17 protein-coding genes are annotated in these 17,790 nt (G+C 60.7%); 11 read left to right on the top strand and 6 right to left on the bottom strand.

Going from position 1 to position 17,790, the window contains the following annotated elements:
- Nucleotides 1-138: 138 nt before the first annotated feature.
- Nucleotides 139-1,032, bottom strand: coding sequence for a LysR family transcriptional regulator (locus AC1ROI_RS01565; protein WP_102595625.1), 894 nt, complete (start codon nucleotides 1,030-1,032; stop codon nucleotides 139-141).
- A 101-nt stretch (nucleotides 1,033-1,133) separates the two neighbouring features.
- Here AC1ROI_RS01565 and AC1ROI_RS01560 point away from each other — a divergent pair, with 101 nt between their 5' ends.
- Together AC1ROI_RS01560 and speB are read left to right on the top strand one after the other, a co-directional pair.
- Nucleotides 1,134-2,225 carry a polyamine ABC transporter substrate-binding protein gene (locus AC1ROI_RS01560; protein WP_083376674.1) on the top strand — a complete coding sequence of 364 codons (1,092 nt, stop codon included), beginning with the start codon at nucleotides 1,134-1,136 and terminating at the stop codon, nucleotides 2,223-2,225.
- Nucleotides 2,226-2,241: 16 nt separating this feature from the next.
- A complete protein-coding gene (gene speB / locus AC1ROI_RS01555) occupies nucleotides 2,242-3,201 on the top strand; it encodes an agmatinase (protein ID WP_083376675.1) in 960 nt (319 codons plus the stop codon).
- A gap of 76 nt (nucleotides 3,202-3,277) precedes the next feature.
- Here the strand turns inward: speB and AC1ROI_RS01550 are convergent, their stop codons facing one another.
- Nucleotides 3,278-4,330, bottom strand: a complete 1,053-nt coding sequence (locus AC1ROI_RS01550) for an aldo/keto reductase (RefSeq protein ID WP_102595626.1) — start codon at nucleotides 4,328-4,330, stop codon at nucleotides 3,278-3,280.
- Between the two features lie 200 nt (nucleotides 4,331-4,530).
- Between AC1ROI_RS01550 and AC1ROI_RS01545 the strand changes: the two genes are divergently transcribed.
- From AC1ROI_RS01545 to chrA, 6 genes are all read left to right on the top strand, one after another.
- Nucleotides 4,531-5,247, top strand: a complete 717-nt coding sequence (locus AC1ROI_RS01545) for a helix-turn-helix transcriptional regulator (protein ID WP_010460583.1) — start codon at nucleotides 4,531-4,533, stop codon at nucleotides 5,245-5,247.
- A 52-nt stretch (nucleotides 5,248-5,299) separates the two neighbouring features.
- Nucleotides 5,300-5,641 (top strand): nuclear transport factor 2 family protein, encoded by a 342-nt coding sequence (locus AC1ROI_RS01540; protein WP_010460581.1) that lies wholly within the window; start codon nucleotides 5,300-5,302, stop codon nucleotides 5,639-5,641.
- A 27-nt stretch (nucleotides 5,642-5,668) separates the two neighbouring features.
- Nucleotides 5,669-6,787 carry a cell division protein ZapE gene (gene zapE, locus AC1ROI_RS01535; RefSeq protein ID WP_010460579.1) on the top strand — a complete coding sequence of 373 codons (1,119 nt, stop codon included), beginning with the start codon at nucleotides 5,669-5,671 and terminating at the stop codon, nucleotides 6,785-6,787.
- An 18-nt stretch (nucleotides 6,788-6,805) separates the two neighbouring features.
- A complete protein-coding gene (locus AC1ROI_RS01530) occupies nucleotides 6,806-7,387 on the top strand; it encodes a DinB family protein (protein ID WP_102595627.1) in 582 nt (193 codons plus the stop codon).
- A 102-nt stretch (nucleotides 7,388-7,489) separates the two neighbouring features.
- Nucleotides 7,490-7,981, top strand: coding sequence for a GNAT family N-acetyltransferase (locus AC1ROI_RS01525; protein WP_077747791.1), 492 nt, complete (start codon nucleotides 7,490-7,492; stop codon nucleotides 7,979-7,981).
- A 6-nt stretch (nucleotides 7,982-7,987) separates the two neighbouring features.
- Nucleotides 7,988-9,196, top strand: a complete 1,209-nt coding sequence (gene chrA, locus AC1ROI_RS01520; protein ID WP_102595628.1) for a chromate efflux transporter — start codon at nucleotides 7,988-7,990, stop codon at nucleotides 9,194-9,196.
- Between the two features lie 56 nt (nucleotides 9,197-9,252).
- Here chrA and AC1ROI_RS01515 read toward each other — a convergent pair whose 3' ends face one another.
- From AC1ROI_RS01515 to AC1ROI_RS01500, 4 genes are all read right to left on the bottom strand, one after another.
- On the bottom strand, nucleotides 9,253-9,462 hold the full coding sequence (locus AC1ROI_RS01515; protein ID WP_010460570.1) for a hypothetical protein: 210 nt from the start codon (nucleotides 9,460-9,462) through the stop codon (nucleotides 9,253-9,255).
- A gap of 96 nt (nucleotides 9,463-9,558) precedes the next feature.
- Nucleotides 9,559-11,796 (bottom strand): TonB-dependent siderophore receptor, encoded by a 2,238-nt coding sequence (locus tag AC1ROI_RS01510; protein WP_102595629.1) that lies wholly within the window; start codon nucleotides 11,794-11,796, stop codon nucleotides 9,559-9,561.
- A 202-nt stretch (nucleotides 11,797-11,998) separates the two neighbouring features.
- Nucleotides 11,999-13,744, bottom strand: coding sequence for a phosphoethanolamine transferase CptA (locus AC1ROI_RS01505; RefSeq protein WP_083376679.1), 1,746 nt, complete (start codon nucleotides 13,742-13,744; stop codon nucleotides 11,999-12,001).
- A gap of 209 nt (nucleotides 13,745-13,953) precedes the next feature.
- Nucleotides 13,954-14,136 carry a DUF6026 family protein gene (locus AC1ROI_RS01500; protein ID WP_077747795.1) on the bottom strand — a complete coding sequence of 61 codons (183 nt, stop codon included), beginning with the start codon at nucleotides 14,134-14,136 and terminating at the stop codon, nucleotides 13,954-13,956.
- Nucleotides 14,137-14,408: 272 nt separating this feature from the next.
- Between AC1ROI_RS01500 and gnd the strand changes: the two genes are divergently transcribed.
- From gnd to AC1ROI_RS01485, 3 genes are read left to right on the top strand one after another with little or no spacing between them, the layout of a single operon-like run.
- Nucleotides 14,409-15,389: a phosphogluconate dehydrogenase (NAD(+)-dependent, decarboxylating) gene (gnd, locus tag AC1ROI_RS01495; protein WP_102595630.1), complete on the top strand. Its 981-nt coding sequence runs from the start codon at nucleotides 14,409-14,411 to the stop codon at nucleotides 15,387-15,389.
- Nucleotides 15,386-16,909 (top strand): glucose-6-phosphate dehydrogenase, encoded by a 1,524-nt coding sequence (gene zwf, locus AC1ROI_RS01490; protein ID WP_102595631.1) that lies wholly within the window; start codon nucleotides 15,386-15,388, stop codon nucleotides 16,907-16,909. Before gnd ends, zwf begins: the two co-directional genes overlap by 4 nt.
- A complete protein-coding gene (locus AC1ROI_RS01485) occupies nucleotides 16,906-17,730 on the top strand; it encodes an HAD family hydrolase (RefSeq protein WP_102595632.1) in 825 nt (274 codons plus the stop codon). The genes zwf and AC1ROI_RS01485 overlap by 4 nt, the downstream gene beginning before the upstream one ends.
- Nucleotides 17,731-17,790 lie beyond the last annotated feature (60 nt).

Here is a 17,790-nt window from a genome sequence, read left to right as displayed (position 1 = left end):
AGCTGTGGCGAGGGAGCTTGCTCCCGTTGGGCTGCGTAGCGGCCCCCGGCATTCCTTCAACCACACCTTGTGTGCAGATCTTGCGACGTCTGCGCCGCCGAACGGGAGCAAGCTCCCTCGCCACAGGTCCGTGCGTGTTCATTCAAACGCGGCGAGCAGGTCTTCTTCAAAGGCTTTCTGCGCATCCCCCGGCACCTGGGCACGATGGCGCGCCAGATGAAACGCCACATCAAAACTCAGGTCATCCCGGCGCACGGCGCGCAGCAAACCTTTGTCTTCCCAGCTGCGGGAAAAATGTTCCGGCAAATAGCCGACATGCTTGCCGGACAGGATGAAGGCGAGGGTGCCTTCGACCTGCTCGGACCGTGCCGAACATAATTTGCCTTGAAACGGCTCGTCACTGCGCAGAAAACGATAGGGATGATCGACCCGGTCGCACGCCTGCAACGCCAGATCGTCCGGCGCGTCGTCGGTGAACAACGGATGACCCGGGGCGCAGTACAGGTGCTGGGTTTCGCTAAACAGTTCGCGGTAGTCAAACGCGCTTTGCACTTGGGAGAAATAGCCGATCGCCAGGTCCAGCCGTTGTTGCAGCAACAGGCGTTCCATTTCACCGGGCATGGCGCTCATCAACTCGATGCGCACCGATTCGTCCCGTTCACGAAAGCGACGGATGGCATCGGCGACTTTTTGCAGCACCGATTGATCAAGCGCTTCGGACAAACCCAGGCGCACTTCGCCGATCAACCGACCCGCCACACCGTTGGATTGATGACGGAACGCTTCGATGGACTCAAACAGCCCGCGCGTCGCGCTCAGCAACTGTTCGCCCTTGGGCGTGACCCGGAATCCACCCTTGCCGCGACTGCACAAACGATAGCCGAGCCGGGTTTCGAGTCTGGCCATTTGCTGGCTGATGCTCGACTGGCTCAACCCCAGTTCACCTTGCGCTGCGCTGAACCCGCCGCATTCCACCACGCGGACAAACAGGCGCAGCAGTTGCAGGTCGAGGTCGTGGAGTTGACCGAGCATCAAACATTACTCCGCAATAAAGTCAGGTTAACAAACTTGGTATTTCGCCAATGTATCCGAGGGCGCACGCTGCAACCACTTCCTCTGGTCAGGTGTTCGTCATGGCTCCCGTATTCAAACTGGGTTTACCCGCGCTCTTTCTCGCCATGGCCGCGTCGGCCCAGGCAGAGGAAAAAACCCTCAACCTCTACAGTTGGGCCGATTACGTGCCGCCTGAAACCCTGCAGCATTTCGAAAAGGAAACCGGCATTCATGTGCGTTACGACACGTTCGATTCTTCGGAAGTGCTGGAAACCAAACTGCTCACCGGCGGCAGCGGTTATGACGTGGTGGTGCCGTCCTCCAGCGTGCTGGCCCGTGGTCTGGCGGCCGGTGCGCTGAAGGAGATTCCCCACGAAGGGCTCAAGGGCTACGCCAACCTCGACCCGGACCTGCTGGAAAAACTGGCGGCTGTCGACCCCGGCAATCGTTATGGCGTGCCGTATACCTGGGGCACGCTGGGGCTGGGGATGAACGTCGAGGCGGTGCAAAAACGCTTGCCCGGTGTGCCGCTCAACAGCCTCGATCTGCTGTTCAAACCGCAATACGCCGGCAAGCTGAAGGATTGCGGCATTGCGATTCTCGATTCGCCCCAGGAAGTGATTGGCCTGGCGTTGCACTATCTCGGTAAAGATCCCTACAGCACCGACAAGGCAGATCTGACCGCCGCCGAGGCGTTGTTGCATCAGTTGCAGCCCAATGTGCTGTACGTCGCCACCGGGCGGCAGATCAGCGATCTGGCCAATGGCAGCGTGTGCCTGGCCTTGACCTATAACGGCGACGCCAGCATGGCCGCCGACCAGGCGCGCAAGGCCAACAAACCGTTCGAGGTGGCCTACCGGATTCCGAAGGAAGGCACGCTGGTCTGGCAGGACAACCTGGCGATACCCAAGGACGCGCCGCACCCCGAAGCGGCTCGGGCATTCATTGAATTCATGTTGCGCCCCGAGTCCGTCGCGGCGCTGACCAACACGCTGTTCTTTGCCACGGCCAACCGTGCAGCGACGCCACTGGTGGACGAAGCCGTGCGGACCGACCCGGACATCTACCCCCTGGCCGACACCCGCGAACGGCTGTACGCCGACCGCAGCATGAGCCTCAAGGACATGCGCTCGCGCACTCGCCTGTGGACCACTTTCCGTAGCCGCCAATAAATAATAAGGAGATCCCATGGACGTCCCGATGCAAAACGATCAGGCCCTGACCCGCGACAGCCTCTTTGGTACTGCCGCCGAAAGTACTTACGCCGGTATCACCAGTTTCATGCGTCGTCGCTATAGCCGTGATTTGCGCGGCGTCGACGTGGTGGTCAGCGGTGTGCCGTTCGACACCGCCACCAGCAACCGTCCCGGTGCGCGCTTCGGCCCGCGCGGCATTCGCGCCGCATCGACCGGGATTGCCTGGGAACGCCACTGGCCGTGGACCTTTGACCCGTTCGATCATCTGGCTGTGATCGACTACGGTGATTGCGCCTTCGATTACGGCTCGCCGCACTCGGTGCCGGAAAGCATCGAGGCCCACGCCGAGCAGATCCTGAACGGCGGTTGCGCGATGTTGACGTTCGGCGGCGATCACTTCATCAGCTACCCGCTGCTCAAGGCCCATGCGCGCAAACATGGTTCGCTGTCGCTGATTCACTTCGACGCGCACAGCGACACCTGGCCGGACGAAGAGGGCAAGCGCGTCGATCACGGGACGATGTTCTGGCACGCGGCCAAGGAAGGTTTGGTGGATCCGTCGCGCTCGGTGCAGATCGGCTTGCGCACCACCAATGATGATCACCAGGGCTTCCAGGTGCTGGATGCGCGGCAGGTGCATCGGCAAGGGTGTGAGGCGATTGTCGAGGCGATTCGTGCGCGGGTGGGGGATAACCCGGTGTACCTGACGTTCGATATCGATTGCCTCGACCCGGCGTTCGCACCGGGCACCGGAACGCCGGTGTGTGGAGGCTTGAGCACGGTGCAGGCGCTGGAAATTCTCGGCGGGTTGCGCGGGATCAATCTGGTGGGGATGGACGTGGTGGAAGTCGCGCCGGCCTACGACCATGCGGACATTACGTCACTGGCGGCGGCGACATTGGCGATGGAGATGCTGTGCCTGTATGCGGCCAGGCACAAAATAGACCGGTAAGACGCTTTCTTGTGGCGAACACAAAGTCTGTGAACGCCACAAATCTGTAGGAGCGAGGCTTGCCCGCGAAGCTTTTTCATGCCACCGGAATGATTGGCAGGTCAAGGGTTTCAGCCCCTGTATACCGCGCCGCCGAACCGGTAATCGTTTCATGTGGCACGCCCTTCGGCACGTTGCTGACCCCATCAAGCCGCGACAATTGCTCCGGGCTCAATTGCACCGTCAACGCGCCCAATGTTGCATCCAGTTGCTCACGAGTGCGCGAACCCAGAATCGGAATCAGCGCCGTCGTCGAACGCTTGGCCTTTTCCCGCAGCCAGGCAATGGCCACATGAGTCGGCGTGGCTTCAAGCTCCGCTGCCACTGCGAGCAAGGTGTCGAGCAGGGCGGTTTCGTGGGCGCTTTTCTCGGTGTGGACCAGCATGCCGAGTTTGGCGGCGCGGTTGTTGTCATCATTGCTGCGGTACTTGCCCGTGAGAAACCCGCCACCCAGCGGCGACCAGATCGTAGCCGCCAGCCCGAGCGCTTCGGCCATCGGCAGCAACTCACGTTCGGCGGTGCGTTCGGCCAGGCTGTATTCGGCCTGAATCGCTGCAATCGGCGCGAAACTGCGTACTTCGGCCAGGACATCGGCGCGAGCAATGCGCCAGGCCGGGAAATTCGACAGCCCGGCGTAGTGAATCTTGCCGGCGCGCACCAGGTCGTCGAAGCCGCGCAGGATCTCTTCCATCGGCGTCACGCCGTCACTGATGTGCGCCCAGAACAGGTCGATGTGATCGGTGTTGAGCCGTTTCAGGCTTTCTTCCACGGCACGAACCATGTTCTTGCGGCTGTTGCCGGTGTGGGAAATGCCCGCGGCTGGCGTGGTACCCATGGTGTATTTGGTGGCGATAACCAGGTGATCGCGTTCCGGTGCGATGAACTCGCTGAGCATGGCTTCCGACTGGCCGGCCTGATAACCGTTGGCGGTGTCGATGAAGTTGCCGCCGGCTTCCAGGTAACCGTCGAAAATGCGCTTGGCTTCGTCACGCTCGGCGCCATGCCCCCAGCCGGTGCCGAAGTTACCGGCGCCCAGCGCCAGTTCCGAAACCCGCAAGCCGGTTTTGCGGCCGAAGACTGTGTAATGCATGAGGTAACTCCTGAGGAACGACGCCGGGGGCAATTTAAATGACTAGCAACATGTATTTAATATGATGCGAGTAATATGGCTCGTCAAGGCGCTTTTCCAGGCAGGGCAAAACAGCTGACCACCAGGGCGGCGCTCCTGCCAACTTCTGACAGCGGCCTCTGCTAAGCTCCGACGACTTTTCAGGAAAGAGCCTGCCGATCGTGTCGCGTACCACTCGTTTACTCACGTTGTTGCAAGTACTGCGGGGTAAAAGTCGTCCGGCCACGGCCGCGACGCTCGCCGGGGAATTGCAGATTTCCGAACGCACGTTGTACCGCGACATCGCCGAGTTGACCGCGCTGGGCGCACCCATCTTCGGCGAAGCAGGGGTCGGCTACGTGTTGCGCAGCGGGTTGTTCCTGCCGCCTCTGATGCTCAATGCCGACGAAACTGAAGCCATCGTGCTCGGATTGCGTTACGTCGATCAGCGTGGCGACGAGGTGTTGAGCAAAGCCGCGGCCGATGCCCTGGCGAAGATTGCCGCCGTGTTGGCGCCTGAAGCTCAGGATGCTTTGCGCAACCCGACGGTGTTGCCGGGCCCGCGTGGTTATGGGTATCCGCAAAACGCCGTGCCGTTGAACGTGTTTCGTCAGGCGATTCGCGATCAATCCAAGCTGAACATCGATTATGCAGACGCTCAACAGGTGCCCAGTCAGCGGCTGATCTGGCCATTGGCGCTGGGTTTTCTCAATGAGGTGCGGATCATTGTCGCCTGGTGCGAATTGCGCAGTGCCTACCGCACGTTTCGTACCGACCGGATCTCGGCCGCTCACGAGCAGGGCGAGCGCTATCCGGGGCGACGCAGCGACCTGTTGCGCACCTGGCACAAGCAGATGCAACTGGATGACGCCGGGCGTTTCACTCCTGACAAGAATTGACACAGACCTGTTCTAGCATGGCTCCAGAATCAAACAACAAGGAGCCGCACCCATGTCCAATCCAGCCTCTTCACTGGCACCCGCCATCGCCGCCTACATTGCCGCCGCCAATGCCCGCGACACCTCGCGGGTCGGCAGTTTTTTTGCTGAGGACGCCAACGTGTTCGATGAGGGCCAACACCGGATCGGCACGCAAGCCATCGCCCAATGGATGCAAGACACCGCGCAGCGTTATGAACCACGGGTCGAAGTGCTCGACGTTCAGCAACGTACCGGCAAAGTCCTGGTGCACAACCTGATTTCCGGGACCTTTCCCGGCAGCCCGCTGGAACTGCGCTACATGTTCCGCCTCAACGAGCAGGGCAAGATCGCCCGGCTGGACATCTCTGTGTAAACCCGAGCGCATGGCATACTGCCGCGCATGAATGTCGACTCTCCCCTAAGCGCCTGGCAACACGCCATTGAACAGAAGGGCTTCGTCCAGGACGAAGCCCAGGAACATGCCGTGTGGGCGCTGCAAAAATGCCACGAAGCCCTGCATGAAGGCCGCACGCCGATCACCGGCGTTTACCTCTGGGGGCCGGTCGGACGGGGCAAGACCTGGTTGATGGATCAGTTCTACCAAAACCTCAAGGTCCCGGCCCGACGCCAACACTTTCACCATTTCATGGGCTGGGTGCATCAGCGCTCGTTCCAGCTGACCGGCACCGCCGACCCGTTGAAGGCGCTGGCCCGTGAGTTGAGCCAGGAAGTGCGGGTGCTGTGTTTCGATGAACTGTTCGTCAACGACATCGGCGACGCGATCATTCTCGGGCGTTTGTTTCAGGTGATGTTCGAGCAGGGCGTGGTGGTGGTCTGCACCTCCAATCAACCGCCGGACCAGCTATACGCCGATGGCTTCAACCGCGACCGTTTCGTGCCCGCCATCGAAGCGATCAAAAAACACATGCAGGTGATCGCGGTGGATGGCGGCGAAGACCATCGCCTGCATCCCGGCGCGGGTCTGCAACGGTATTGGGTGGCGGCGCCCGGGCAGCCGAGCGCGCTCGGTGAGGTGTTCAACGGGTTGACCGCAGGCCAGCCCACGTCCAGCGATCCGATCACGGTTGGTTACCGCTCGGTCACTGTGGTGCAGGCCAGTTCGACAGTACTCTGGTGCCGCTACGCCGACCTGTGCGAACAACCGTTCGCCGCCATGGACTTCATGGCGCTGTGCGACACCTTCAGCGCTATTCTGTTGAGTGAAGTGCCAAATCTGAGCGCACAGAAACGTGAAGGACGCATCGCCCGAGGCACGGAGGACGGTGCCGAACGGGTCGTGGCCGGTGATCGCGAGCTGCCGCAATTGTCGGTGCATGACGACGGTGTCCGGCGTTTCATTGCCCTGGTGGACGAGTGCTACGACCGCAAGGTGCCGCTGTACCTCGAAGCGCAGGTGCCGATGGCGGCGTTGTACACCGAGGGTTATCTGGAATTCCCGTTCCGCCGCACGTTAAGCCGTTTACAGGAAATGCAGTTGCAACGTTTCGCCGAAGCCTGATGGCCGGGAGCCGCGAATATGAATCAGCCTCTGTCTCACCATTTGCTGACCATGGCCTATCAGAATGCCTGGGCCAATTACCGACTCGCCAAGGCCTGGACTCAGCTGAGCCCGACCGAACTGGCGGCACCGCGAGTGAGCTTCTTCCCCAGCCTGATCGCCACCCTCAACCACATCCTGACGTGCGACTGGTTTTACGTGGATGCGCTGGAGCGGGAACTGCGCGGGGACGATCCGCATCCTGATTGCTATGTGTTCTTTGCCAAAGACGAGCCGTTCGCTGCGGCTGCCGACTTGCAGCGTGAACAAGCGCATGTGGACCGTCGCCTGATTGCCTATTGCGAACAATTGCGCGACGCCGATCTGGGACGCATCGTGACCATCGCCCGGGACACGCCGCAACATGACAGCCGTCTGCGCCTGCTGTCGCATTTGTTCGAACACCAGCTGCATCATCGCGGCCAGGTCCACGCGATGCTCAGCGGCACCTCGGTCACGCCGCCGCAGCTGGACGAGTTTTTCTGCGCCGGGGAATCGCACCTGAGGGCTGAGGATTTTGCCGAGTTGGGCTGGACCGAAACGCTGATCTGGGGCGTTTGAAACAGGTTCGGGTTGCCGCCGAATGCACCTCGCGATAATGTCCGTCGACCTCCCGGCGCGAGCGACGCGCTGGGCCAATTTGACGGGACGTTGACGATGGAAATGGAATCCGCAGACATTCTGGTGCTTCAGGCCAGCTACACCAATGGGCTGCATGCCGAGGCGATCGGTGTGGTGCTCAATGCCTACGCCGAAGACCCGATGGGCGGCGGGCACCCACTGCCCGAAGACATCCTGCGGCAACTGCCGGGGGAACTGGCCAAGCGTCCCCATGCATTCAGCGTGCTGGCGTTTGTCGGTGGCGAACCGGCCGGGCTGGTCAATTGCTTCGAAGGTTTCTCGACGTTTGCCTGCCGGCCGCTGGTCAACGTGCACGATGTGGCGGTGATGCCCAGGTTTCGCGGCCTGGGGTTGAGCCAGAAGATGCTGCAAAAAGTTGAAGACATCGCCCGTCAGCGCGGCTGCTGCAAGATCACCCTGGAAGTCCTCGAGGGTAATGCCGTCGCGCAGGCGTCTTATGGCAAGTTCGGATTTGCCCCCGGCATGTTCGACCCGGCCCATGGCCGAATGCTGTTTTGGACCAAGGACCTTTAACGCCACATGAGCCGCCTCGATGACGCGCAAGGCAGGGCACCCGTGAAAACGGACAAGCCGTGGGCGATTTTCCTGATCTTTCTGCGCCTGGGGCTGACCTCGTTTGGCGGTCCTGTCGCCCATCTGGGCTATTTTCGTGACGAGTTCGTGGCGCGTCGGCGCTGGCTCGGCGAAGCCGCCTACGCCGAACTGATTGCCCTGTGCCAGTTTCTGCCGGGCCCGGCGAGCAGCCAGGTGGGCATGGCGCTGGGTTTGTCCCGCGCCGGCTATTGGGGGGCATTGGCGGCGTGGGCAGGGTTTACCTTGCCCTCGGCGCTGATCCTGACGCTGCTGGCATTGGGCATCACCCACGGTGGCTGGGCGTTGCCGGCCGGTTTGATTCACGGGCTGAAAATTGTCGCCGTCGCCGTGGTTGCCCAGGCCGTGTGGGGGATGGCCCGCACGTTATGCCGAGGTCCGGTGCAAGTGGGCATCACGTTGCTGGCGACTGCCGGGGTGTTGCTCTGGCCAACGATGGGCGGGCAACTGACGGTGATGGCCGTGGCGGCGCTGATCGGCCTGGTCTTGCTGCACAACGCCAATGCAGCGCCACGGGAGGGTTTGTCGATTCGGGTCAGTCGCGTGGCCGGCTGGCTGGCGATGGCTGTGTTCGTGACGTTGCTGTTGGGGTTGCCGTTGATTGCGCATTACTGGCCGGACTCGCTGACCAGCCTGTTCGACCGTTTCTACCGCACGGGGGCGCTGGTGTTTGGCGGCGGCCATGTGGTGTTGCCGCTGTTGCAAAGCCAGGTCGTGAGCACGGGATTGCTCGACAATGACGTGTTTCTCGCCGGTTACGCCGCCGCGCAAGCGATGCCAGGACCATTGTTCACGTTTGCGGCATTCCTTGGCGCGTCCATCAGCGGCTGGAGCGGCGCGCTGGTGTGCGTCCTGGCGATATTCCTGCCGTCGCTGTTGCTGGTGATCGGCGTCCTGCCGTTCTGGCAGCGCTTGCGTGGCATTGGCCGAGTGCAAGCGGCGCTGGCCGGGGTGAACGCCGGGGTGGTGGGGTTGTTGCTGGCTGCGTTGTATCAGCCATTGTGGACCACCTCGATCCTCGGGCCGCTGGATGTTCTGATGGCGGTCCTGGCATTGATGGCGCTGCTGTTCTGGCGGTGCCCGCCGTGGTTACTGGTGCTGCTGGGCGGGTTTTGCGGGGTGCTGCTGGGCGCGTGAAAACTGTCGAGCGGGCATAAAAAAGGGCGTCCCTCAGAACGCCCGTTTGCCATCGTTTATGTCGGCCGATAGGTTTCGGTCACTTGCGCGGTCTGATCGTTCGGAACCCTCAGCTCGATCGTCCTGGTCTCGATGCCGTTGGCCTGCTGTTGTTTGAAGTGCAGGGTTTCGAAGTAATACCTCATGCGCTCGGCGCCGCCTTCTGCAAAGGCTGCGGTCGAACCGAACATCATCAGACTGGCAAGAATCAACGCGGTACGTTTCATGGTGTGCCTCCTACTGCGGATAGGGTGCTCTTTCGTCCATGAACCAATGTTGCCAAGCCATTATCCGCCGATTCCGTCAGCTGGATATGATCTGCGTCAGAGCTTCCAGTCCAGGCTCAGGGTGACCGTGCGCGGGTCACCCCAGTAGACGCCGTTGTAGAAGCCGACGTTGTCGTAATACTTCTTGTCGAACAGGTTATCGACGTTCAGCGAAGCCGACAGGTGCTGATCAAATGCGTAGCGCGACATCAGTTTGACCACGGTGTAGGCCTCCTGACGGATGTGGGTGCTGGCGGTGATGATCTCGCCATCGGCGCCACGGCCGACCGGGCGTCTGGCGGCGCGGTAGACGTCGCTTTGCCAGTTCACGGCGCCGCCCACGGTCAGTGCCTGCCAGTCGCCGGGCAAGCGATAAGCCGTGGAGAAGCGGAACATGTTCAACGGCTGGTTGGTGTTGTTGCGCTGCTTCTCGCCATTGGCCGAGTGGGTGTAGGTGTAGCCGGCCGTCATGTTCCAGCCTGCCATCACTTCACCTGAGACCTCGGCTTCGAAACCCTGGACTTTGTTGCCTTTGCCGCCCGATTTGAAGAACTCCTCACCGGTGACCGGGTCCGGTGGCACCGAGTCGTCGAGTTCGGCCACGTTATCCTGCTTGCTCCAGAACACCGCGGTGGCGAGGTTCAGTCGCTCTTCGAGCAGGCTGCCCTTGAGCCCCAGTTCATAGTTGCTGCCGACCACTGGCTCGAGGTAGTTGTGATTGCTGTCACGCTCGTCCTGCGGCTTGAAAATATCGGTGTAGCTGACATAAGCGGTGTATTCAGGCGTGATGTCGTAGAGCAGCCCGGCGTACGGTGTCCACATGTCGTTGTGCTTCTGGCTGGTGGATTCGACACCGGTCAGTTGCAGATTGCCGTCGTATTGGTTGGCCTTTCTTGAAATTTCCCACGTGCCATAGCGACTGCCGAGTACCGCGTGCAGGTCGTCGGTCAGGGTCAGGCGCGTGGCCAGGTAACCGGCCTTTTGCCGGGTGCTTTCATCGGAGCCTTTCAGGCCGGTGACGGTGTCCGGGAATTTGGGAATGCCGCCCATGTACTTCCAGTCGGGGACTTTCTCGTAATCCGGCGACCGCGGGCTGTCTACCGTGTAAGGGTTGTCTTCGCTGCGTTCGGCTTCGCCATAGCCGATCATCATTTCGTGCTCACGCCCGAACAGCGAATAAGGGCCGGACACGTTGAAGTCATAGGCTTTCATTTTTTGCGTGCCGACCATGTGGCTGACGTTGGCGATCATGCCGCTGCGATCTGCCTCGGGGAAGCCGCCACCGCCGTAGTAGATCTTGCCGTCGGTGTCACTCTCACGGTGGGTGTAAGCGGCCTTGAGGTGCCAGCCGGCGCCCAGTTGCTGGTCCAGCGTGGCAAACGCGGTCTTGTCTTTCAGTGGCCAGGAACTCCACGGCGTGGCCATGTTGGTGGAGCGTCCGAGGTTGGCTTTGCTGCCGTCAGCATTCCAGTAGGGCACAGTGCCCCAAGAGGTGCCTTGCACCTGTTTGTTTTGGTAGTCGTATCCCACGGCCAGCACGGTGTCATCGGTCAGGTCGGCTTCGAGAATCCCGTAGCCGACTTCCCGTTGCAACGCGTACTTGTCTCGGTAGGAACCGCTGTCGCGATAAGCCAGCACACCGCGACCGCGCAGGCGGCCGTCGAAGGCCAGCGGTCCGCCGACATCGACGTAACTGTAGTAATCGTCATAGCTGCCGCCGCTGACACCGGTCTGGGCCTCCCATTGTGCGGTCGGCCGTTTGCGCACCATGTTGATCGTCGCGGAAGGATCGCCGGCGCCCGTGGTCAGGCCGGTCGCGCCGCGAACCACTTCGATGCGGTCGTAAATAATGGTGTCGGAATCGGACTTCATGTAGCTGAAGGTGTTGAGCATTCCATCGATCTGGAAATTGTTGATCGAGTAACCACGGGACGAATAGCTGACGCGGTCCGAATCGTTGTGCTGAACCACCACGCCGGTGGTCTGGCTCATGGCTTCGGAAAGCGTGCCGAGTTTGAAGTCGTCCATTTGCTGGCGGGTGACCACGGACACCGATTGCGGCGTTTCCTTGATCGAGAGGTTGAGCCGCGTAGCGGTGCTCATGGCACCGGTGGTGTATGACTCGGTGTTTTCGGTGGTGCTGCCCAATCCCTGGGCTGTCACATTGGTTGCACCCAGTTCAAGGGTGTGGCTCGGCTCTTGATCCGGGGCGGTTTCAGCCAGCAGGTCGGGGCTCAGCGCAGCACTGCACAGGCCCAGGGTAAAGGTCATGGAACGGGTGATAGGCGCGAACATCGCAGCCGACTCCTTGTCTTCGAGGGAAAAATTCCGTTTGTTCAAAGACGAAGGGGGGAGAGGGGATTTAGGTCTAAACGAGAATTATTGTTATTTTAAGATGTTTCGGAGAGGTTAAGACGGGGGCTGGTGTAACCCTGGGGGAGCAAGCTCCCGCAGGGTTCTCGACAGAGTGAAAGATCGGCGCCGATCCCTCAGGGCATCATTTCTGCGCGACTGCCGGATCGGTCGGCGTGCTTTTCGGTTTCATCAGGCTGAAGTCGATCAGCGGGCGCGACTGACGCTCATACGGATTGCCGATCATCAATGGACGCGGCGTGAAGCTGTCGCTGACCAGGCTCTTGCTGCGGTCCAGCTCATCAAAACTCAGACCCGCCAAGTCCGCCCAGGTGTGGATCAGTTGCGAGCTGCTGTAAGGCCGAGCCAGGTCACCGGCAAAACTCCAGTCGTGGGTTTCACGCCATTTCGGCGAAGCCCAGGCCATGAACGGAATGGTGTACATCGGCGCCGTCGGCTTTGCCTCGTTGCGTCCCAGCGTGCTGTGGCCCACGGAGTCGAAGACATCTTCGCCGTGGTCCGAGAGGTACATCAGGAAGCCGTTCGGATCTGACTTGGCGTAGTCCTTGATCAGGCTCGACACCACGAAGTCGTTGTACAGCACGGCGTTGTCATAGCTGTTGTACGTTGGTACCTGATCGTCACGCACGCCTTCCGGCACGCCTTTGCGATCGGTGAACTTGTTGAAGGTCGGTGGGTACCGGTACTGATAGCTCATGTGCGTGCCGAGCAAATGCACCACGATCAGCTTGCGCGGTGCGGCGTCTGCCAGGGCCTTGTTGAATGGCGCGATGACGTCGCCATCGTACTGCGCGGCGTTCTGGTTGCGGTTGTTGTTCAGGTACACCTGCTCGTCGGCCTGTTCGGAGAACGTGGTGAGCATGGTGTTGCGCTTGGTCATGGTTTGCTGGTTGGTGATCCAGAAGGTCTTGTAACCGGCCTGTTTCATCATGCTGACCAGGGACGGCGTGGACAGGTAAAGGTCCGGGTTTTCTTCGTCGGCGAACGTCAGCACCTGCTGCAACGCCTCGATGGTGTACGGGCGCGGGGTGATGACGTTGTCGAAGACCGCCATCTGATCCTTGAGCTTGTCCAGTTCCGGCGTGGTTTCACGCGGGTAGCCATAGAGGCTCATGCGCTGACGGTTGGTGGACTCGCCGATCACCAGCACCAGGGTCGCTGGCTGGTTGGCCATCGTGTCCTTGAGGTTCTTGAGCGGTGGAATCTTGCTCGCGCTGTCGAGCATGTCTTGCATGCCGGCCAGGGTGTCGAGGTAACGGTGATACGCCACAGCCATCTGCCAAGGCACCGCCGGCTCGATACGGGTTTCGAATTTCTCGAAGCCACCAGCCAGGCTGCCGGTACGCGCGGTTTGCTTGATCAGCGGGTAACCGACCACGGCCACCAGAATGGCGGTTGCAGCCACCAGCGCACGTCCACGGGGCATGTACACCGGGCGCAAGCGGGTCCACAGGAAATAAGCAAACAGCGTATGGGCGAGGAACGCCGCCACCATCCACCAGGCGAAATACTGGGTCATGTACTCGCCCGCTTCACTGATGTTCGATTCGAACATGATGAAGATGACGCTCTGGGAGAATTCCTGCTGATAGATGAAGAAGTAACCCAGGCTGGCCATCGAGCAGGCCCACAGCACCACGCCGATCACCGCGGCCATGACACGTGTCTGTCTAGGGAACAGCAGCATCGGTGCAAGCCAAATGGCGCTCATCACAAAGGCTTGGCGGAACCCGGTGAAGCCCGAAGTGCCCGTCAATTGAATGAGTAATTGGGTGATGCCGGAAAAATACCAGAAGAACAGGAACAACCAGAGAAATCCTGCCCAATCAAAACCTTTCGCAGTCGTATTGCTGCGTTTAAACACAGTCATTCAGCGCTCCAGCCAAAAATATCAAATCGCGTCGACCCGTCGGGAGCCTTCCATGTTGCCGACGAACGGAAACCGCGCGGATACCGAGCGGCCATAATGAGCCGGAGTATCAACACGTCGATGTGAAAACTTTGTGAGTTGCCGCAAACGGCAAGGCTGGGAAGCGGTGTCGGAAACAGCAGAAGGCTGTTTCCGAGTCAGGCGGGGGATCAGGCGTGTGGTGCGCGCGCGGTGACGGGCAAGGGCTGAGCCGAAGAGCTTTGTGTGAGTAAGCGCAGCTGCGCGAGCTCCTGCTTCAACAGGTCGCGCTCTTCTTTCAACTGGCGCAATTCATCACGACGGATCGTGACGTAAAGGGTTTGTGCTGGCCGTGCTGCTTGTACTGTGCCCATTGCTCACCTCGCAAATGGCGTGCATCAACTGTAAAACCGCCCCGACATCGGGTGCTGTATTACTATCGGCACCGATTTTGATTTCTTTTGCCCCTGAAGGGAACTTTTTTATTTTTCATGGTCGTTGTGTCTTGAGTTCGATTTCCGACGTTATCAGTCAGGATCGGGCACAATGCCCGGAAACTTCACGCCAACGCTCTGGACTAACCCTCATTGGTCGCGTTGGGCTATAACCTTTGACACACTTTATTTGTAGTAGGGAGCATCAGCACATGCAACTCGGGATTATTGGACTGGGCCGCATGGGCGGAAATATTGCGCGTCGCCTGATGCTCAACGGGCATACCACCGTTGTTTACGACCGCAATACCGCCTTCGTCGACACCCTGGCAGCAGAAGGCGCCAAGGGCGTCATCGACTTGCCGGCGCTGGTCGCAGGCCTGGCCAAGCCACGTGCGGTGTGGGTCATGCTGCCGGCCGGTGCGCCGACCGAAGACACCATCGACTCCCTGAGCACCTTGCTCGAAGCCGGCGACACCATCATCGACGGCGGCAACACCTTCTATAAGGACGACATCCGCCGGGCGAAAACCCTGTCGGAAAAAGGCCTGCACTACATCGATGTCGGCACATCCGGCGGCGTCTGGGGCCTGGAGCGCGGTTACTGCATGATGATCGGCGGCGAAGCCGAGGTGGTGAAACGCCTTGATCCGCTGTTCGACAGCCTGGCCCCCGGCATGGGCGACATCCCGCGTACCAAGGACCGCAAGTCGGAAGACGATCGCGCCGAGCGCGGTTACATCCACGCCGGCCCTGCAGGTTCTGGCCATTTCGTGAAGATGATCCACAACGGCATCGAGTACGGAATGATGCAGGCCTTTGCCGAAGGCTTCGACATCCTCAAGACCAAAGCCAGCGAAAACCTGCCGGAAGACCAACGTTTCGACCTGAACGTGGCCGACATCGCCGAAGTCTGGCGCCGTGGCAGCGTGGTGTCGTCGTGGTTGCTCGACCTGACCGCCGACGCACTGGCCAGCGATCCGAAACTCGACGGGTACTCCGGCTCCGTGGCTGACAGCGGTGAAGGCCGCTGGACCATCGAAGCCGCCATGGAGCAATCGGTGCCTGTACCGGTGCTGTCGAACTCGCTGTTCTCACGCTACCGTTCGCGCGGCCAAGGCACCTTTGGCGACAAGATCCTCTCGGCCCAGCGCTTCGGCTTCGGCGGCCACGTGGAGACTTCGAAAAAATGACCCGTCTGATCCGCAATAAATCGAAAGCAGAACCCGCACCACCGACCACGCTGTTTCTGTTCGGTGCCCATGGTGACCTGGTCAAGCGCTTGCTGATGCCGGCGCTGTACAACCTGAGTCGCGACGGTCTGCTAGGCGATGGACTGCGGATCATCGGCGTTGACCACAACGCCATCAGTGACGAAGCCTTTGCGCAGAAGCTTGAAGATTTCATCCGCACCGAAGCGGCCACCAAAGTCGGCAAGGGCGATGAAGCCCTTGACCCGGCGCTGTGGGCCAAACTGGCCAAAGGCATCAGCTACGTCCAGGGCGATTTCCTGGACGACAGCACATATCAAGCGCTGGCGGCGAAAATCGCCGCCAGCGGCACGGGCAATGCGGTGTTCTACCTGGCGACCGCGCCACGTTTCTTCAGTGAAGTGGTGCGCCGCCTCGGCGCCGCCGGCTTGCTGCAAGAGACACCCGAAGCGTTCAGAAGGGTGGTGATCGAAAAACCGTTCGGCTCCGATCTGCACACCGCCGAAGCGTTGAATGCATGTCTGCTCAAGGTGATGTCGGAAAACCAGATTTACCGGATCGATCACTACCTGGGCAAGGAAACCGTGCAGAACATTTTGATCAGCCGGTTCTCCAACAGCCTGTTCGAAGCGTTCTGGAACAACCATTACATCGACCACGTGCAGATCACCGCCGCCGAAACCGTCGGCGTGGAAACCCGTGGCAGTTTTTATGAACACACGGGCGCCTTGCGGGACATGGTGCCCAATCACCTGTTCCAGTTGCTGGCGATGGTCGCGATGGAACCGCCGGCAGCCTTTGGCGCCGATGCGGTCCGTGGCGAGAAAGCCAAAGTGGTCGGCGCGATACGTCCGTGGTCCACGGAAGAGGCGCGGGCCAACTCGGTGCGTGGCCAATACACGGCCGGCGAACTCGATGGCAAATCCTTGGCGGGTTATCGTGAGGAAGCCAACGTAGCGTCCGACAGCAACACTGAAACCTACGTCGCGCTCAAGGTCATGATCGACAACTGGCGTTGGGTCGGCGTGCCGTTTTACCTGCGCACCGGCAAACGCATGAGCGTGCGTGACACCGAGATCGTCATCTGCTTCAAACCTGCGCCCTACGCGCAGTTCCGCGATACCGAGGTCGATGAGCTGCAACCGACCTACCTGCGGATTCAGATTCAACCCAACGAAGGCATGTGGTTCGACCTGTTGGCCAAGCGGCCCGGGCCGGCCTTGAAAATGGCCAACATCGAGTTGGGTTTTGCCTACAAGGATTTCTTTGAAATGCAGCCGTCCACCGGCTACGAAACGCTGATCTACGATTGCCTGACGGGTGATCAGACGCTGTTCCAGCGCGCCGACAACATCGAGAACGGCTGGCGCGCCGTGCAGCCATTCCTCGATGCCTGGCAGCAGGACGCGAGCGTGCAGCGCTATCCGGCGGGCGAGAACGGCCCGGAGGCGGCTGATGAACTGCTGGCCCGCGACGGTCGCGTCTGGCACAGCCTCGGATGAGTGACGTCACGCCACAATCCATCCGTTTTCTGCTGAGCGACATGGACGGCACTTTGCTGCTGCCCGATCACAGCCTCAGTCAGCGCACCATCGAGGCCGTCCGTTCGTTACGTGAGGCCGGCGTGCTGTTCAGCCTGGCCACCGGGCGTCCACCGAAAGCCATGCTGCAGCAGATCGAAGCCCTCGGTGTCGACCTGCCGACGGCGGCATTCAATGGCGGCACGATCGTCCATCCGGACGGCAGCGTGCTGGTCGCGCATTATTTACCGGCCACGGCTGCGCTGACGGCGTTGGCGCTGTTTGCCGATCAGGCGGACGTGGAAATCTGGGTGTTCAGTGGCGGTGACTGGTTGCTGAAAGACCCGCACGGGCCGATGGTCCCACGCGAGCAGCACGGCCTCGGCTATCCGCCGGTGGTGGTCGAGAGTTTCGAGCCGTATCTGACGCGCATCGACAAGATTGTTGCCACCAGCCAAAACACGCAGTTGTTGATTGAGCTGGAAGCGCAGCTGCTGCCGAAAGTGGAAGGCCAGGCACAAGTCTCGCGGTCGCAACCGGTGTACCTGGACGTGACAGCGATGCTCGCCAACAAGGGTGCCGCACTGGCGACACTGGCGGAGTTTCTCGGTGTGCCGCTGGAGCAGACTGCCGCGATGGGCGATGGCGGCAATGACCCGGCGATGTTTCATCGTGCCGGGTTGTCGATTGCCATGGGGCAGGCGGAAGAAGCGGTGAAGCGCCAGGCCGACGTGGTGACAGGTGCCAATACCGATGACGGCGCGGCCCAGGCGATCGAGCAATACATCCTCAACGCGGGTTAAACCGCGTTATCGTTCTTCGCGGGCAAGCCTCGCTCCTACACTGACCTGTGGGAGCGAGGC

The organism is Pseudomonas sp. GW823-FHT02C02 (assembly GCF_058797635.1).
Note: the sequence above shows the minus strand (reverse complement) of the source record. Positions and strands in the feature narration are given on the sequence as shown.

Excerpts from the sequence above, each read along its gene's own strand:
- AC1ROI_RS01505 (WP_083376679.1), bottom strand. The coding sequence starts at position 13,744 with ATGACTGTGTTTAAACGCAGCAATACGACTGCGAAAGGTTTTGATTGG.
- zapE (WP_010460579.1), top strand. The coding sequence starts at position 5,669 with ATGAATGTCGACTCTCCCCTAAGCGCCTGGCAACACGCCATTGAACAG.
- AC1ROI_RS01550 (WP_102595626.1), bottom strand. The coding sequence starts at position 4,330 with ATGCATTACACAGTCTTCGGCCGCAAAACCGGCTTGCGGGTTTCGGAA.
- chrA (WP_102595628.1), top strand. The coding sequence starts at position 7,988 with ATGAGCCGCCTCGATGACGCGCAAGGCAGGGCACCCGTGAAAACGGAC.
- AC1ROI_RS01525 (WP_077747791.1), top strand. The coding sequence starts at position 7,490 with ATGGAATCCGCAGACATTCTGGTGCTTCAGGCCAGCTACACCAATGGG.
- speB (WP_083376675.1), top strand. The coding sequence starts at position 2,242 with ATGGACGTCCCGATGCAAAACGATCAGGCCCTGACCCGCGACAGCCTC.
- gnd (WP_102595630.1), top strand. The coding sequence starts at position 14,409 with ATGCAACTCGGGATTATTGGACTGGGCCGCATGGGCGGAAATATTGCG.
- AC1ROI_RS01560 (WP_083376674.1), top strand. The coding sequence starts at position 1,134 with ATGGCTCCCGTATTCAAACTGGGTTTACCCGCGCTCTTTCTCGCCATG.
- AC1ROI_RS01515 (WP_010460570.1), bottom strand. The coding sequence starts at position 9,462 with ATGAAACGTACCGCGTTGATTCTTGCCAGTCTGATGATGTTCGGTTCG.
- AC1ROI_RS01485 (WP_102595632.1), top strand. The coding sequence starts at position 16,906 with ATGAGTGACGTCACGCCACAATCCATCCGTTTTCTGCTGAGCGACATG.
- zwf (WP_102595631.1), top strand. The coding sequence starts at position 15,386 with ATGACCCGTCTGATCCGCAATAAATCGAAAGCAGAACCCGCACCACCG.
- AC1ROI_RS01530 (WP_102595627.1), top strand. The coding sequence starts at position 6,806 with ATGAATCAGCCTCTGTCTCACCATTTGCTGACCATGGCCTATCAGAAT.
- AC1ROI_RS01500 (WP_077747795.1), bottom strand. The coding sequence starts at position 14,136 with ATGGGCACAGTACAAGCAGCACGGCCAGCACAAACCCTTTACGTCACG.
- AC1ROI_RS01565 (WP_102595625.1), bottom strand. The coding sequence starts at position 1,032 with ATGCTCGGTCAACTCCACGACCTCGACCTGCAACTGCTGCGCCTGTTT.
- AC1ROI_RS01540 (WP_010460581.1), top strand. The coding sequence starts at position 5,300 with ATGTCCAATCCAGCCTCTTCACTGGCACCCGCCATCGCCGCCTACATT.
- AC1ROI_RS01510 (WP_102595629.1), bottom strand. The coding sequence starts at position 11,796 with ATGTTCGCGCCTATCACCCGTTCCATGACCTTTACCCTGGGCCTGTGC.